At 65.3% G+C, this 15,990-nt stretch carries 13 protein-coding genes and 1 pseudogene; 8 read left to right on the top strand and 6 right to left on the bottom strand.

The features are described 5' to 3' along the window. The first annotated feature begins 11 nt into the window (after nucleotides 1-11). Nucleotides 12-1,571 carry a mechanosensitive ion channel family protein gene (locus tag OVO38_RS07570; protein WP_122085641.1) on the top strand — a complete coding sequence of 520 codons (1,560 nt, stop codon included), beginning with the start codon at nucleotides 12-14 and terminating at the stop codon, nucleotides 1,569-1,571. Nucleotides 1,572-2,087: 516 nt separating this feature from the next. On the opposite strand, the gene OVO38_RS07565 is transcribed toward OVO38_RS07570, so the two are convergent. Together OVO38_RS07565 and OVO38_RS07560 are read right to left on the bottom strand one after the other, a co-directional pair. Continuing rightward, nucleotides 2,088-2,774, bottom strand: a complete 687-nt coding sequence (locus OVO38_RS07565; protein WP_122085643.1) for a DUF305 domain-containing protein — start codon at nucleotides 2,772-2,774, stop codon at nucleotides 2,088-2,090. A 37-nt stretch (nucleotides 2,775-2,811) separates the two neighbouring features. Next, nucleotides 2,812-4,920, bottom strand: a complete 2,109-nt coding sequence (locus OVO38_RS07560; protein ID WP_239216831.1) for a copper-translocating P-type ATPase — start codon at nucleotides 4,918-4,920, stop codon at nucleotides 2,812-2,814. Here OVO38_RS07560 and OVO38_RS07555 point away from each other — a divergent pair. Continuing rightward, nucleotides 4,846-5,106 carry a hypothetical protein gene (locus OVO38_RS07555; protein ID WP_233126915.1) on the top strand — a complete coding sequence of 87 codons (261 nt, stop codon included), beginning with the start codon at nucleotides 4,846-4,848 and terminating at the stop codon, nucleotides 5,104-5,106. The two genes, OVO38_RS07560 and OVO38_RS07555, sit on opposite strands and share 75 nt — an antisense overlap. A gap of 13 nt (nucleotides 5,107-5,119) precedes the next feature. Here the strand turns inward: OVO38_RS07555 and OVO38_RS07550 are convergent, their stop codons facing one another. Beyond that, nucleotides 5,120-5,446, bottom strand: a complete 327-nt coding sequence (locus OVO38_RS07550; protein ID WP_267208133.1) for a heavy-metal-associated domain-containing protein — start codon at nucleotides 5,444-5,446, stop codon at nucleotides 5,120-5,122. Nucleotides 5,447-5,643: 197 nt separating this feature from the next. Here OVO38_RS07550 and OVO38_RS07545 point away from each other — a divergent pair, with 197 nt between their 5' ends. From OVO38_RS07545 to ilvD, 4 genes and pseudogenes are all read left to right on the top strand, one after another. After that, nucleotides 5,644-7,125 (top strand): multicopper oxidase family protein, encoded by a 1,482-nt coding sequence (locus OVO38_RS07545; RefSeq protein WP_267208158.1) that lies wholly within the window; start codon nucleotides 5,644-5,646, stop codon nucleotides 7,123-7,125. Between the two features lie 178 nt (nucleotides 7,126-7,303). Further along, a pseudogene (locus tag OVO38_RS07540) lies at nucleotides 7,304-7,738 on the top strand (TlpA family protein disulfide reductase); the annotation flags it as partial. A 55-nt stretch (nucleotides 7,739-7,793) separates the two neighbouring features. After that, nucleotides 7,794-8,312, top strand: a complete 519-nt coding sequence (locus OVO38_RS07535; protein ID WP_122085649.1) for a PH domain-containing protein — start codon at nucleotides 7,794-7,796, stop codon at nucleotides 8,310-8,312. Between the two features lie 62 nt (nucleotides 8,313-8,374). Then, nucleotides 8,375-10,213, top strand: coding sequence for a dihydroxy-acid dehydratase (gene ilvD / locus OVO38_RS07530; protein ID WP_267208131.1), 1,839 nt, complete (start codon nucleotides 8,375-8,377; stop codon nucleotides 10,211-10,213). Here the strand turns inward: ilvD and OVO38_RS07525 are convergent. Then, entirely contained in the window at nucleotides 10,210-10,986 is a 777-nt protein-coding gene (locus tag OVO38_RS07525; protein WP_267208130.1) for a DoxX family protein, read from the bottom strand. The two genes, ilvD and OVO38_RS07525, sit on opposite strands and share 4 nt — an antisense overlap. 105 nt (nucleotides 10,987-11,091) lie before the next feature. On the opposite strand from OVO38_RS07525, the gene OVO38_RS07520 reads away from it, so the two are divergent. Beyond that, nucleotides 11,092-12,129: a glutathione S-transferase C-terminal domain-containing protein gene (locus tag OVO38_RS07520; protein WP_267208129.1), complete on the top strand. Its 1,038-nt coding sequence runs from the start codon at nucleotides 11,092-11,094 to the stop codon at nucleotides 12,127-12,129. On the opposite strand, the gene OVO38_RS07515 is transcribed toward OVO38_RS07520, so the two are convergent. Beyond that, nucleotides 12,126-12,608 carry a GNAT family N-acetyltransferase gene (locus OVO38_RS07515; RefSeq protein WP_095276089.1) on the bottom strand — a complete coding sequence of 161 codons (483 nt, stop codon included), beginning with the start codon at nucleotides 12,606-12,608 and terminating at the stop codon, nucleotides 12,126-12,128. The two genes, OVO38_RS07520 and OVO38_RS07515, sit on opposite strands and share 4 nt — an antisense overlap. 308 nt (nucleotides 12,609-12,916) lie before the next feature. Between OVO38_RS07515 and OVO38_RS07510 the strand changes: the two genes are divergently transcribed. Beyond that, nucleotides 12,917-14,371: a hypothetical protein gene (locus OVO38_RS07510; RefSeq protein WP_095546348.1), complete on the top strand. Its 1,455-nt coding sequence runs from the start codon at nucleotides 12,917-12,919 to the stop codon at nucleotides 14,369-14,371. Nucleotides 14,372-14,457: 86 nt separating this feature from the next. Here OVO38_RS07510 and gatB read toward each other — a convergent pair whose 3' ends face one another. Further along, a complete protein-coding gene (gatB, locus tag OVO38_RS07505; protein ID WP_095276239.1) occupies nucleotides 14,458-15,957 on the bottom strand; it encodes an Asp-tRNA(Asn)/Glu-tRNA(Gln) amidotransferase subunit GatB in 1,500 nt (499 codons plus the stop codon). Nucleotides 15,958-15,990 lie beyond the last annotated feature (33 nt).

Genomic DNA, 15,990 nt, shown 5'->3' with positions numbered 1-15,990 from the left:
TCAAACAGACTATGCCGTTCACATATATTCTGCTCGGTTGGTGGCACTGGATCGCCGAAACCGGCATCAACCTCGCCCTCCTCTTCGTCCTCGCGCTGCTGGTGCCGCGCGCCGGCCGGTTTATTAACCGCTACTTCGAGCGCCAGGTCACGCGCACGACCGATGTGGACGAGGGCAAGAGCCGACTTGCCCTCGTCGGCGTGGCGGTCTACATCGGCGAAATCGTCGCCTACTTCCTCCTGCTCATCTTCGCGCTACAACAGATCGGCTTCTCGCTCGCCGGCGCCGCGATCCCCGCCACCGTCGTCTCCGCCGCCGTCGGCTTCGGCGCGCAGAGCATCATCGCGGACTTCCTCGCCGGCTTCTTCATCCTCACCGAAAAGCAGTACGGCGTGGGCGACTACGTCTCGTTCCAAGGCAGCGGGGTCGACATCGAGGGCGAAGTCATCCAGATCACCATGCGCGCGACGCAGATCCGCACCATCGAGCAGGCGACCGTCTCCATCCCGAACTCCACCGCCCGCGTGTGCATCAACCAATCCAACTACTGGTCCAACGCGATGGTGGTCATCCCCGTCCCGCTGCTCGGATCCCGCTCCGCCGACGAGGCCATCGCGCGCTCCGAACGCGCCGCGCGCCGCGCCCTCGCCCAGCCGGAAATCGCCGACACCGTCCGCGACGAGCTGCAGGTCCACCCCGCCGTCGGCATCGCACCGCCCGCCACCGTCGGCTCGCCCTGGACCGTGGACATGCGCTTCCTCGTGCGCGTCGACCCGCTAGCCCAGTGGATGGTCGAGCGCGCAATCCGCGTCGCCATCCTCGACGAATTCTGGAACGAGTACGGCTCCGCAACGACGCTCGACGGGACGCTTGTCGACGCCCCCGTCACCCCTCCAACCACGCATGACTCCGGCGTCAACCCGCCCGAGGCACCCTCTCCTGTTCGTCCTCCCGATGCACTGGATGCGACAGACACGACGGAAACACCAGCACCGTCGCCCTCCGCCGAAGCGACGAACAGCCCGACCCCTCCACACCCAGTAGACGATCCGGCCGCAGCACCCACCCGGTCTGACCCCGCTTCCTTCGCTGCCCACGGCGACAACGCGCGCACTGACGACGCCCCCAGCACCGATACAGGCAGCGACCACCGCACCTGGTTCTTCTCTTCGCCACAACGGGTACTCAACGGCATCATGCGAATGTCTACCCTCGTATTGCTGGCGATCTTCGGCGTCCTCTTGCTCATCCGTGGCTTCATGGTGCAACCGGGCGAAGAAAGCGAGGCAAACAGCGGCTTCCTCGCACCTCCCGCCCGCACCACCGCGCAGACGACCGAGACCGTGCCGGACGCTGAGGACGTCGCCCCCACCTACGAGCAAACCGAACCGGAGTTTACTGCCCCAGCCCAGCCCACCACTGAGGCCCAACAGTCCACTGAGCACACACCTTTGGAAACCTCGAGCTCAGACGAAACCGTCCGAAGCAGCGACGCGCTTCAGAGCCCGACCGCCTCTGAGTCTGCACTCCCACAGGTCACTGAGTCCGCAACGCTCTCCACCGAGCCTTAAAACGACCGTCCTCTGCTGAAAAGCCCCAAACTGTATTAGACGTTGGAAACAGGGGCTCGGTTCTGTTTCGGGGCGATATTGGAATACTTCTCACACTTTGCCGTTTTCCCTGGTCATGGGGTGCTTGTTGCGGTTATTGTGTGGGGCATGGACTACATTGACGCGCTTGTTACCGCCGACAGGAACGGCATCTCCATCATTGCCGATGCCGCCGGCGCAAGCGTTGATGCGCTCAGCTCTCGCGGGTGAGACCAGGACCGTGCCGAGCACTTGGTGGATACGGCCGGGGTGTTTTACGGCCGTGTGAGTATCGGACAATAATGCGTAGTCCTCCAAGGGTCTGGACACAGGAGCTCTCCCCTTTGCTCAGTGGTGCGACCAGAAGGAGAAGAAACATCCACCCCGGTGCACCCGCTGCGGTGACAACGACCCATCGCCCGCAGCAGGTGGCAATCGTCACGGTTACCCTTCTTTTTCAGATTCCTGTCCTCGGGGTCAGAAAAAGACGGGGACCTGTCATAGGTCAGTGAGCATCTGCTGCATCTGAGCGATCTCGGCCTCCTGGTCGTTGATAATTTGTTCGGCCAGGGTGATCGCATGGGGATTCTGGCCGTCAGCAACCTCGTCACGGGCCATGTCGACCGCACCTTCGTGGTGGGCGGTCATCTGCTCCAGGTAGAGGCGGGCGGCCTCGGTGCCCTGGGCTTCCTCAAGGGCTGTCATGTCCTCCTGGCTCATCATCCCGCTCATGCCACCCATCTCGCCGTGATCCATTCCACCCATCTCGTCCATGGTTCCCATGCCCCCAGAGTCGGTGACCGGCTGCTGGCCCCAGGCCTCGAGCATGGCGGTCATCCGGTCAATCTCCGGTCCCTGGGCGTCAATAACCCCCTGGACAAACTCCACGACCTGGACGGGGATACCCTCCTTGGCCAGGAGCATCTCACTCATCTCCACGGCCTGCTGGTGATGGGAGATCATCATCTGGGCAAACATGATGTCCGCGTCGTTGTGATCGGCGGAGATCTCCCCGTCCGCATCAGTCGTCGCCGTGGTGGTCTTGGTCGTCTCAGCGGTAGTCGTCGCAGTGCTGGTGGCCGAGGTGGTGGCGTCGGTGTTGCTCGACTCGGTGGCCTCACCGCAGGCGGCCAGCGCCAGGGTGGAGGCCACGGCGAGAGCGGAAAGAACAAGGGTGCGCTTCATGGTGGAGCCCTTTCAGGGTCATATGGGGTCTGGTGGATCAGTGGACGGCGGTGGATTTCGGAGTAGGCGTGGTGTGTTCCTCCTTCGACTCGGTGGGAGCCAGGTGGGCCGGGTCCAGATCAATCCGGCGCAACAGCTGGGCGTTCAGGGCCACCACGATGGTCGAGGCAGACATCAAGATCGCGCCCACGGCCGGGGACAGCACGAACCCGATCGAGGCGAGCACTCCGGCGGCCAGCGGCACGGCGAGGATGTTGTAGCCAGAGGCCCAGATCAGGTTCTGGATCATCTTGCGGTAGCTGGCCTGGGACAGCTCAATCATCGACAGCACTGCCCGCGGGTCATCACTGGCTAGGACCACCCCGGCAGATTCCATGGCCACATCCGTGCCGGCACCGATGGCGATACCGACCTCCGCGCGGGTCAGAGCGGGGGCGTCATTGACACCGTCACCGACCATGGCCACGCTCAAACCCCGGTCCTGCAGCTGCATGACCTTGGTGTCTTTGTCCTGGGGCAGGACCTCGGCGAAGACCTCATCGATCCCCAGGTCCTGGCCAACCGCCTGGGCCACCTGCTGGGCGTCACCGGTGATCATCGCGACCTTCACCCCGCGGTCCTGCAGGGCTTTCACGGCGGCGCGAGATTCGGGGCGGATCTTGTCCTCGACGGCCACCGCACCGATGATCTGACCGTCGCGAACTATATGGAGCACACCGGCCCCACGCCCGGTCCAGGCGCTGGTGGTGTCGGTGAGCTCGGCCGGGGTAGTGAGGTTGAACTCGCGCAGCATGTTCGGCCCGCCCACGAGGATCTCAGCGCCATCGACAGTGGCCCGGACCCCCCGGCCGGAGGCGGCGCTGAAACCAGTTGCACGCATTTGCTGACGGGAGGCCTCGGGATGGGCGGCCGCGGCCGCCACGATGGCGCGGGCCACGGGGTGCTCACTGTCGGCCTCCGCGGCGGCGGCCAGGGCCAGCAGCTCGCCCTCGGTGACGCCGCCAGCTGCCGCGACACCGGTGACCGCGTGCGCACCCTCGGTCAGGGTGCCGGTTTTGTCGAAGAGCACCACGTCGATGGTGCGCATCCGCTCGAGCGTCATCCGGTCCTTGATGAGCACCCCGGATTTCGCGGCCCGCTCGCTGGAGATCGCAATGACCAGCGGAATCGCCAGGCCCAAGGCATGCGGGCAGGCGATGACCAGCACCGTGACCGTGCGCACCACGGCATCGTCCGGGCTGCCGATAATGGTCCACACCACCGCGGTGATCAGAGCGGAGATCAGCGCGAACCAGAACAACAACGCCGCCGCCCGATCCGCCAGGGCCTGGGCCCGGGAGGAGGACTCCTGGGCGTCGGCAACCATGCGTTGGATCCCGGCCAGGGCGGTGTCCCCGCCTGTAGCCTCCACCCGGATGCGGACGGTGTTGTCGGTGGCCACGGTACCGGCGACCACCTTGTCACCGGTGTCGCGGAAGACGGGACGGGATTCGCCGGTGATCATCGCCTCATCGAATTCGGCGGCTCCGTCGATGATGGTTCCGTCGGCCGGCACCCGGGCACCGGCCCTCACCAGCACGACGTCGTCGACGACCAGCTCGGAGATGGCCACGGTGCGGGTGGTCCCGTCGATGACTTTCTCGGCCTCATCCGGCAGCAGGGCAGCCAGCGCGTCAAGCGCGGAGGACGCGGCCCCGAGAGCAGACATCTCCAGCCAGTGGCCCAGCAGCATGATGGTCACCAGCAGGGCCAGCTCCCACCAGAAGTCCAGCTCAAAACCGCCCAGCCCCAGAGTGGTGACCCAGGAGGCGACAAACGCCACGGTGATGGCCATGGCGATCAGGAGCATCATCCCGGGTTGGCGGGATTTCAGTTCTTTCCATCCGCCCTTGAGGAAAGGCGTTCCGCCGTAGACGAAGATGATCGTGCCCAGCACCGGGGGGATCCAGGTGGATCCGGGGAATGCCGGGAGGTGGTAGCCAAGCAGGTTGGCGACCATGGGGCTGAAAATAACGACGGGAATGGACAGAATCAGCGACCACCAGAAGCGGTCCCGAAACATTGCGGTGCTGTGTCCGGCGTGTTCGCCGTGACCATGAACGTGGTGGTCGTCGTCCAGGGCGGAATGCGGGTGATCGTGGGGCATCGCCTGGCCGTGGGTGTCGGCATCTGCGTGGTGTTCGTGGCTGGCATGGTGGTGTTCATGGCTTGCATGATCCGGGTGGTAGGTGTGGTCTGTTTCCGGAGCAGGGTGATCACCATGGTGATCGCCGGAATGGTGGGGAGTGCTCATGACGTTCCTTTCCACTCAACCCGGTCGGGGTCGAGATGACGGGTAAAACTGATCAGGATAAGACGGTGTAGCCGGCGTCCTCGATGGCCCGGCGAACCATCTCCGGAGGTACGACACCGGTGACCGTGACGGTGGAAACTCCACCAGCAGCGAGATCAACCTGGACGTCGTCGACCTGGGGAAGGGCCTGAAGGGCCTGGGTCACCCTTTTCGCGCAGTGCCCGCAGGTCAGGCCGGTGACCTGGTAGCTAGGGGTAGATCCTCCTGCTGACGAGTCGCCGGTGGCAGGGCTGGAGGCGGTGTCGGCGCGTGAGGCAGGTCCGCAACAGCTGCAGCCGTGGGAGGCCATGGGCAAGAGGCGGGGCTGGGAGGTGATCATGGGAAAGCTCCTTCGGTTCGGTGGGGTGAGGCGATGCCGCCCTTTATCGTATACCCCCCTGGGGTATATTTCCCTAGCGTATACCCCACCAGGGTATATTTTCAAGGAGTGGAGGGCACGGCTCTCACGCGGGGCTGGGTCCTCACCTGCGCCTGTCTCCCGTGTCACTGAAATCTTGCACCAAGAAAGGTTAAATGATGATGAACGCGTATTCCCGACGACAGATTCTGCTCGGCGGGCTCGCCCTCGCCGGCACCGGGGCCGTGGCCGCCTGCACCAGCGATCCTGGACCCACTGCCTCGGCACCAAGTCCCTCCCTTCGCCCCACTCCCACCTCCACTGCGCTCGGTGAGCCGACGGTGCGCCGGAAACTGACCGCCCGGCCCCTCTCGCTGGATATCGGCGGCATCGAAGCCAAGACGTGGGGATACGTCTCTGACACCGGGGATGCGGCCATTGAGGCCACCGCCGGCGACGTCCTCCAGGTCGATATCACCAATGAACTGCCTGAGAGCACCTCCATCCACTGGCATGGCATCGCACTCCACAACGCAGCCGACGGTGTGCCCGGCATGACCCAGGACCCCATTGAACCTGGCGAGTCTTTCTCCTATGTTTTTGAAGCCCCCCACGGTGGCACCTACTTCTACCATTCTCACACCGGCCTGCAGCTTGATCGCGGCCTCCACGCCCCACTGATCATCCGTGACCCGCAAGACGCTGAGGACCACGACGTCGAGTGGACCATCGTGCTCGACGACTGGGTCGATGGCATTCAGGGCACTCCCGAAGATGAGCTCGACAAGCTCACCGGAATGGGTTCGGGCGACCATAACGGGAGGATGGGAATGGGAGGTCACGGCCAGATGATGCACGGCACCCCGGACCGGGTACTGGGCGGGGATGCCGGCGATGTGATGTATCCGCACTACCTCATCAACGGACGTATCCCCCGCGCTCACCGGACCTTCGAGGCTCGCCCGGGCGACAAGGCCCGCCTGCGGTTTATCAACTCCGGCGGTGACACCATCTTCAAGGTGGCCCTCGGTGGTCACCGCATGACCGTCACCCACACCGACGGCTTCCCTGTCCAGCCCTCGGAGACCGAATCGATCTACCTGTCGATGGGCGAGCGTGTCGACGTCGAGGTCATCCTCGACGACGGCATCTTCCCGCTCACGGCTTTGGCGGTGGGTAAGGACGACCGCGCCTTCGCCGTCATCCGCACCGCCGGCGGCCAGGCCCCCAACCCCGATGTCGACTTCCCCGAGTTGTCGTCCACCGGACTGCTTCTGTCCTCCCTGAAGCCAGCGGACCGTGCACTCCTGCCCGAGGGCACACCAGACCGAGAAGTCAGCATCGACCTGGGCGGGCAGATGATGCCGTATGAATGGAGCATTCTCACCGACGGCCAATCCTCCTCCGCAACCGTGCAGGAGGGCCAGCGCCTGCGACTGGTCATGCGCAACAGGACCATGATGCCCCATCCCATGCACATCCACGGCCACACGTGGGCGCTGCCCGGCAGCGGCGGGCTACGCAAGGACACCGTCCTTCTCCGCCACGGTGAAACCATGGTCGCCGACATGATCGCTGACAACCCCGGTGAGTGGGCATTTCACTGCCATAACGCCTATCACATGGAAACCGGGATGTTCAGCTCGCTTCGCTACGAGTAACCCCCACAGCAGGATTGAGTGCCGAGGTGGGCAGAGTCGCTGCAGACCACCCGCCGGGCAGCACGATGAGCTTCCTCGGTGTTGTGGTCTTCCGGGACAACCAGAACACCGTCCTCTTCCCCACCGCCCCGGAATAAGGAAATCTAATCGATGCCGAGCACACCCCCGTAGAGCCGCCATCGCGGTTGTCGCGGTACTCACCGCCGTAACCCTGGTGGCCTGTTCCTCAGGCGACGGCGCCCGAAACGCCGTCGCCGTCGGGGGCACCTTCCAGTACCACTCACCAGGAGGCCAAACCGAGATTATCTGCGTAAAGGAGGAACGTGCCCCGCTGCCGGATTTCTCCGGCCCGTCGCTGATGGAGAAGGGTGATGAGATAAGCCTGTCTGATTTTGAAGGCGAGGTCGTCGTCCTCAACGCTTAGGGCCAGTGGTATGCACCGTGTCAGGCGGAAGTCGATGACCTGCAGCTTGTCCAGGAGACTCTCGATCCCCTCGGCGGCACGGTGCTAGGCATCAACGTCCGTGACTACAACCAGACCATCGCCCAGGACTTCAAACTCGACAACGCGGTGACCTATCTCTCGATCTACGACCCGCCGTTTCGTATCGCTACGCACCCGCGCACCAATCGCCGCGTCCAGCCTCGCGCCGACTAGCATGTTGTGCATGACTGAGCAGCCTGATCATCAGCCGAAGGTTTTTCGTCCGTCTCGCGAGCACATCATTGGTATTGTCCTCATGATTGGTATCGCGTTGATTGGTATTTCGTGGGCGCCGTTGGCGTTGGGGTGGTTGCTGCTGTTCCCGATCGGGTGGATTGTGTGGGTGCTTTCGTCTTCAACCACTGTCGATGAGCGTGGCATCGCACTGCGTTATGTCGTACGACCGAATACGCGCATCGCTTGGGATGAGCTCGAGGGGATCGGGTTTAAGGGTGCGCGCGCGATGGCGACGACCACCTCCGGCAAGGAGTACCCCATGCCCGGCGTGACTTTTAATTCACTGCCAGAGCTCGCGGAGGCGTCGCGCGGACGAATAACGGACGTGATCACGGGCGCGCAGGAGGCTGCGGACGGCAAGTACGAGATCATCGACAAGGACAACCACCACGTTCTGCTGTCGCGCGAAGAGTATGAGGAGTACCTTAAGTCTCACCCTGATACGCCGGGCCCGCGTCCGAGCTAGCGCCCTTTCGCTTATCGACGCCCCCGTGCCCCCACCCCATCCCTCGTCGTAAGGAGCTTTTCGTGATTCCCCTTCGCTCGCGCGTGACCACTGTTGGCCGCCAAGCCGCCGGTGCCCGCGCCCTCTGGCGCGCAACTGGCACGGAGGAAAGCGAGTTTGGCAAGCCGATCGTCGCGATCGTCAATTCGTACACGCAGTTCGTGCCGGGCCACGTGCATCTCAAGCACATCGGCGACATCGTCGCGGACGCGGTGCGCAAGGCGGGCGGCGTGCCGAAGGAGTTCAACACGATCGCCGTCGACGACGGCATCGCGATGGGCCACTCGGGCATGCTGTATTCGCTGCCGAGCCGCGAGATCATCTCGGACTCGGTGGAGTACATGGTCAACGCGCACACCGCCGACGCGATGGTATGCATCTCTAACTGCGACAAGATCACCCCGGGCATGCTCAACGCCGCGATGCGCCTGAACATCCCCGCGGTTTTCGTCTCCGGCGGCCCGATGGAGGCCGGCAAGGCGTTCGCGGTCGACGGTGTGACCAAGCCGAAGTCGGATCTCATCGACGCCATCGCGCTCTCCGCCAACGACGCGGTCTCCGACGAGCAGCTCGACGACATCGCCAACGGCGCCTGCCCCACCTGCGGTTCCTGCTCCGGCATGTTTACCGCGAACTCCATGAACTGCCTCACCGAGGCCCTCGGCCTCTCGCTGCCGGGCAACGGCACGACGCTGGCCACCCACACCGCCCGCCGCGACCTGTTCACCAAGGCCGGCGAGATGATCGTCGAGATGTGCAAGCGCTACTACGGCAACGGCGACGAGCGCGTCCTGCCCCGCAACATCGCTACGAAGCACGCGTTCCGCAACGCGATGGCCCTGGATATGGCGATGGGCGGCTCGACCAACACGATCCTGCACATCCTCGCCGCCGCGCAGGAGGGCGAGGTCGACTTCGACCTCACCGACATCGACGAGCTCTCCCACGTCATCCCCTGTCTGTCCAAGGTCGCGCCGAACGGCGAGGCACACGTCGAGGATGTGCACCGCGCCGGCGGCATCCCCGCCATCCTCGGCGAGCTGCACCGCGGGGGCCTGTTGCTTGACGACGTCCACTCGGTCGCCTACAACTCCCTCACCGAATGGCTCGGCGACTGGGACATTCGCGGCGACCACCCGCTCGACGAGGCCGTCGAGCTCTACCACGCAGCCCCGGGCGGCAACCGCACCACCGAGGCGTTCTCGCAGTCGGCCCGCTGGGACTGCCTTGACACCGACTCCGCCAACGGCGTGATCCACGACCTGGAGCACCCCATCACCTCCGACGGCGGCCTGGTCGTCCTGCGCGGCAACCTCGCCCCGGACGGCGCGATCCTCAAGACCGCGGGCGTCGAGGAAGGGCTCTGGGAGTTCACCGGCCCGGCTCGCGTGGTCGACTCGCAGGAGCAGGCGGTATCTATGATTCTGAACCGCGAGGTGCTCGAGGGCGAGGTCGTCGTGATCCGCTACGAGGGCCCGTCGGGCGGCCCGGGTATGCAGGAGATGCTGCACCCGACGTCCTTCCTCAAGGGCGCTGGCCTGGGGAAAAAGTGCGCGCTGATCACCGACGGCCGCTTCTCCGGCGGCACTTCCGGCCTGTCCATCGGCCACATCTCCCCCGAGGCTGCGCACGGCGGGCTGATCGGCCTGATCGAGAACGGCGACACCATCGCCATTTCGGTGGCGAACCGCGAGCTGAAGCTGGACGTGCCGGAGGAGGAGTTGCGGAAGCGTCGAGAAGCGATGGAGGCGTCGGAGCGCCCCTGGACGCCGAACCGCGTCCGAGAGGTGTCGAAGGCGCTGCGCGCCTACGCAAAGATGGCGACCAGCGCCGACAAGGGCGCGGTCCGCCAGGTGGATTAGTTCGCGACCGGGTTCACGCCGGTGCCGAACCACCAGATCAGCCCGGCGGCGACCACGCCGAGCAGCGCGCAGATCCAGCTCCACGCGATGGGGCGGCGCGCCCACGAACGGGTGGCGTCCACCCCGTAGAAGCCCGGGCCGGTGAATTGCAGGCCCAGTGCCAGGCCGAACAGGATGATCGGCAGCCACGCCTCGGCGCCCCATGCGAAGACGTTCCAGGAATCGGTGGCGTCGACGATGCCGTGCACCGCCATGAACCCGGTCACGGCGACCGCCACCATCGACGCGATCGGCGAAAGCAGCCCGAGCACGAGGAAGACGCCGGCGGCGAGCTGCAGGATCGGCACCACGATGGCCAGGCCGTCGCCGTACGCGTAGTCGCCGAACGCGTCACGCAGCTCGGAGATGCCGTCGGAGCCGCCGAGGCGGAAGAGCGTGGTCACGGACGCGACGATGAGCCAGCCGCCGAGCAGGAGGCGCAGCAGCAGCAGCCCAAAGTCAATGGTGCCGCGCTTCGCCCGCGGCTCCTCCACGCGCACCGGCTCCGGCTCGGCCACGGCTGGGGTCGGGTCGAGGTGTACGGTCTCGGTCGGCGATTCGGGGAACACCTCGGTCGGCGCAGCCTTGCCGGTCAGCGTCGCGGGCTGTTCGCTTGTCGACGCCCCCACCGCCGTACTCCCGGCAGTGCCCTCATTGCCGAGCGGCGCGTACGGCAGGCCGTCGAGCGGATCGAAATCATCAGGAGTGACGTCGCGTGCGTTCTTCTTGTCCATGCCTGTAAATCTATGCCACGCGCCCCACGGCCGCTGGCAATCTCCTCGGCGCGCCCCCGCAAAACTTGGTTGACACGTCACTGTCTCGCGTGGATACTCGAGTCTATGAGCTCCAACCCAGCACGCAACGCGTCCCCGGACGGCGAGTTTGTCCGCGACACCACCTACATCGCCGACTCCTTCAGCGCCGACCTCGCCCCGGGCAGCGCCCCGCAGCCCGCCGACGACGGCACCTGCGCCTGGCCCATCGAGCCGGGCCGCTACCGGCTCATGGCGGCGCGCGCCTGCCCATGGGCGCACCGCGCGATCATCGTCCGCCGCCTCCTCGGCCTCGCGGGCCCGACCCACGACGCCCGCTCGTGGACCTTCGACCTCGACCCGGACGGCAAGGACCCCGAGACGGGCCTGCACTTCCTCAAAGACGCCTATGAGGCGCGTTTCCCGGGCTATCCGCGTGGGATTACGGTGCCGGTGATCGTCGAGAAGCAAACGCGCGCCGCGGTCACGAACGACTTCCGCCGCATCCCCGTCGATTTCCAGGACGCCTGGGCGGCCCACCACCGCGACGGCGCCCCCGACCTCTACCCGCGCGAGCTGCGCGCCGAGATCGACGAGGTCGCGGACCGCGTCTACCGCCACATCAACAACGGCGTGTACCGTACAGGATTCTCCGGCTCGCAGGACGCGTACGAGGAGGCCTACGCCGACCTCTGGGAGCACATGGACTGGCTGGAGGACCACCTCTCGCGGCACCGCTTCCTCGTGGGCGAGCACATCACGCTTGCCGACGTCTACCTCTACCCCACCCTCGTCCGCTTCGACCCCGTCTACGTCAGCCACTTCAAGGCGTCACGCAACCGCATCGCGCAGATGCCCAACCTGCGCGGTTACCTCCAGGAGCTCTTCCAGCTCCCGGGCTTCGGCGACACCACCGACTTCCAAGAAATCAAGGAGCACTATTACATCACCCACGCGGAGATCAACCCCACCGGCGTCGTCCCCGCGGGCCCCGACATGCGCTGGCTTATCGACGCCCACGAGCGCCACCTCCTCCCCGGCTCCCCCTTCGCCGACGGGGTCACCCCGCCGCGCCCTGTCCGCGCCGGTGAGGAGGTCAAGCACCCCGCGCCGTTCCAGCGCTAGTCGCGCGTGCCGCCGAGGACGCGCAGCGCCGCCCCGTCGAGGCGCATCGTCGACCAGTCGCCCATGTCGTCGGCGCCCATCGCGTTGTAGAAGCCGATGGACGGCGTGTTCCACTTCAGCACGGACCACTCGACGCGGCGGTAGTCGTTCTTGACCGCGATGCGCGCAAGCTCCTGCAGCAGCGCCGTGCCGATCCCCCTGCCGCGGCACTCCTCGCGGACGTAGAGATCCTCCAGCCAGATGCCGTGGCGGCCCTCCCAGGTGGAGTAGCTCAAGAACCACAGGGCCATCCCCTCGAGTTCGCCGTCGTTGTCCGCCACCAGCGCGAACACACTCGGGTTCTCGCCGAAGAGGTGGTCGCGGACGTCCTGCTCGGTCGACGTCACCGCGTCGGGCTCCTTCTCGTAGAGCGCGAGCTCGTTGATCATGGCGTAGATGGCGGCAGCATCGGCGTCGGTGGCCTGGCGGATTGTCGTCATGGGTCGTTAGCTTAGGCGAGAGCGGGCGGATTCCAGAATTGGGAGACACCAACGACCCTGCCGCACCCTCAATGTCACGAGAAGGTCACGTTTTACTGTGCGAAACGATCCCGCGGCCGAGGCGGCGCTGTGCGCACGCTGGGCGCGCGTGCGGGGCGATACGCTGGCGTTTCTTGGGGTGGGTGGTGGCGTCGAGAAGCGAAAAATGCCCGTACACACGCAAAATGGCCATTCGCGGGGGCGAGCGCGCTTTGTTAATATCGCCCCGGTTCATTTTTATCGTACGACTATTTTTCTAGGATCATTCCATGAAACAGACAATTCAGGTGGCCATGGCGCTCGTCGGCCTGCTCGTCGGCGCCGGCTTCGCCTCCGGCCAGGAAGTCATCCAGTACTTCCTCGCCTTCGGCTACATCGGCATCGTCGGTGCCGTGATCTCCGGCATCATCATCTTCGTCGTCGGCACCACCATCTTCCAGCTCGGCTCGTACTACCTTGCCGACGATCACTCGGTGGTGTTCAACCGCGTGTCCAGCCCAATCGTGTCCAAGTACATGGACTACGCCACCATGTTCAGCCTCTTCGCGTTCGGCTTCGTCATGGTCGCCGGCGCCGGCTCCAACCTGAACCAGCAGTTCGGCTTCGCCCCGTGGATCGGCGCGACCATCATGACCGTCCTGCTCGTCCTCTCTGGCTTCCTCGACGTGGACCGCATCACGCAGGTCATCTCCGTCATCACGCCGTTCCTCATCATCGCCGTTTTCGTGGCGTTTGGCATCACCATCATGCACATGCCCGACAGCCTGCACGCGATGAACGACATCGCCCTGCAGCAGTCCCCCGCCGACGGCGTGTTTAACAACTGGCTGCTCTCCGCCGTCAACTACGGCACGCTGGTCAACATCATGGCGGTGTCGATGATGCTGGTCATCGCCGGCTCGCAGATGAACCCGCGCACCGCCGGCGTCGGCGGCCTGCTCGGCGGCCTCATCTTCGCCATCATGCTGGTCATCCTGAACTTCATCCTGTTCTTCAACATGGACAAAGTCGCGGGCAAGGACATGCCGCTGCTCGCCGTGTTTGACTCGATGCACCCGGTTGTCGGCGTCATCGTCTCCATCATCATCTACATGATGATCTACAACACCGCCGTCGGCATGTTCTACGCCATGGCCCGCCGCTTGACCAACAAGCACCCTGAGCGTTTCCGCATGGTGTACTTCATCGTGGTCGGCATCGGCTTCCTGCTGTCCTTCGTCGGCTTTGCTGACCTGATCAGCTGGGTCTACCCGGCGATCGGCTACCTGGGCATCATCCTGACCATCGCCATCATCGTCGGCTGGTTCAACGACCGCGACAACATCAAGGAGGAGACCAGCCGCCGCGAGCGTCTCGCTGAACTCGCCGAGACCGCGCTCGACCCGTCCGAGGACGAGCTGACCGCCAAGGAGCGCAAGGAAGTGGAGCGGCTCGCCTCCGAGTCCCACGTCGAGGACTCCGACCTGTGGCACTCTGTCCAGGAGGAGGTCGCAGCAAACCTCGACGCTGACGAGGAGAACGAGTTCAACCTCGAGGACGCCCCCTCCCTCGACCCGGATCACGACGACTACGAGGGCGCGCCGGAGTCCGACGGCGACGGCATCGACTGGGACGCCTACAAGGAGGTCTACGAGACCGGGAGCTTCCCCGCCGTCGACCCGAACTCACCCAACGGCGTCAAGGGCAACGACGACACCCCGGGCGGCAGCACCGCGGTGAAGTAGCAGCTTCTCGACGCCCCCGCGCACGCACAAAGGCGCTCCTGGTCCAAGACCGGGAGCGCCTTTCGTCGTGAAGCGAAAAACTGCGCCTAGGCGAGCTTCGCGGCGATCATCTTGTTGACCTCGCCTGGGTCAGCCTTGCCTTGGGTGGCCTTCATGACGGCGCCCACGATCGCGCCGGTGACCTTTTTGTTGCCCGCGCGGTACTTCTCCACGATGTCCGGGTTCGCAGCCAGCGCGTCGTCGATCGCCTTCTCGATCGCGCCGTCGTCGCGCACAACCTCGAGGCCGCGGGCGGCGACCACCTCGTCCACGGTGCCCTCGCCGGCGATGACGCCGTCGATCGCCTGGCGGCCGAGCTTGGTGGTCAGCTTGCCTTCCTTGACCAGCTCAACCACACGCGCGACGTCGGCGGGGGCGACGCCGATCGCGTCGAGGTCCTTGCCCGCCTCGTTCGCCTTCGCCTGGATGTAGGAGACCCACCAGGCGCGGGCCTCGTCCGGCGTCGTGCCGGCCTCGACGGTGTCCACCACCAGGTCGAGCGCACCGGCGTTGACCAGGTCGCGGAACTCCTTCTCCGGCAGCTGCCATTCCTCCTGGATGCGCGCGCGGCGCACCCACGGCAGCTCCGGCAGCGTCTGGCGGATCTCCTCGACCCACTCGGGCTTCGCGATCACGGGCGGCAGGTCCGGGTCGTTGAAGTAGCGGTACTCGCTCGCCTCCTCCTTCGGGCGGCCCTTGGAGGTGGAGCCGTCCTTCTCTTGGTAGTGGCGGGTTTCTTGGACGATCTCGCCGCCGTCGTCAAGCACCTGTGCCTGGCGCTGCATCTCGAAGCGCACGGCCTGCTCGACGGACTTCAGCGAGTTGATGTTCTTCGTCTCGGTGCGCGTGCCGAACTTCTCCTGGCCGATGGGGCGCAGGGACAGGTTGGCGTCGCAACGCATCGAGCCCTGGTCCATGCGCGCGTCGGACACGCCGAGGGCCTTGACCAGCTCGCGCAGCGCGCCGACGTACGCCTTCGCCACCTCGGGGGCGCGCTCGCCGGCGCCGATGATCGGCTTGGTCACGATCTCAATGAGCGGGATGCCGGCGCGGTTGCAGTCCACCAGCGAGGCGGTCGCGCCCGTGATGCGGCCGGACGAGGAGCCGAGGTGCGTGAGCTTGCCGGTGTCCTCCTCCATGTGGGCGCGCTCGATCTCCACGCGCCACTCGGTGCCGTCCTCCAGCTGCACGTCGAGGTAGCCGTCGTGCGCGATCGGCTCGTCGTACTGCGAGATCTGGTAGTTCTTCGGTTGGTCCGGGTAGAAGTAGTTCTTGCGCGCGAAGCGGGAGCTCTCCGCGATCTCGCAGTTGAGCGCCAGGCCGATCTTGATCGCCCACTCGACGCCCTTCGCGTTGACCACGGGCAGCGCGCCCGGCAGGCCGAGCGAGACCGGGTCAATATTGGTGTTGGGTTCAGCGCCGAAGTGCGCGGAGGCGGTGGAGAACATTTTCGTCTCCGTGGCCAGCTCCACGTGCACCTCGAGCCCCATGACGGGGTCGTACTTTTCCAGTACTTCGTCGTAATCCATCAAGTCGTAGGCAGTCATGCGCCCCATTCTACTAATCCACGCGCACGTTCT

The organism is Corynebacterium sp. Marseille-P8863 (assembly GCF_946902955.1).
Lineage (GTDB): Bacteria > Actinomycetota > Actinomycetes > Mycobacteriales > Mycobacteriaceae > Corynebacterium > Corynebacterium gottingense.
Note: the sequence above shows the minus strand (reverse complement) of the source record. Positions and strands in the feature narration are given on the sequence as shown.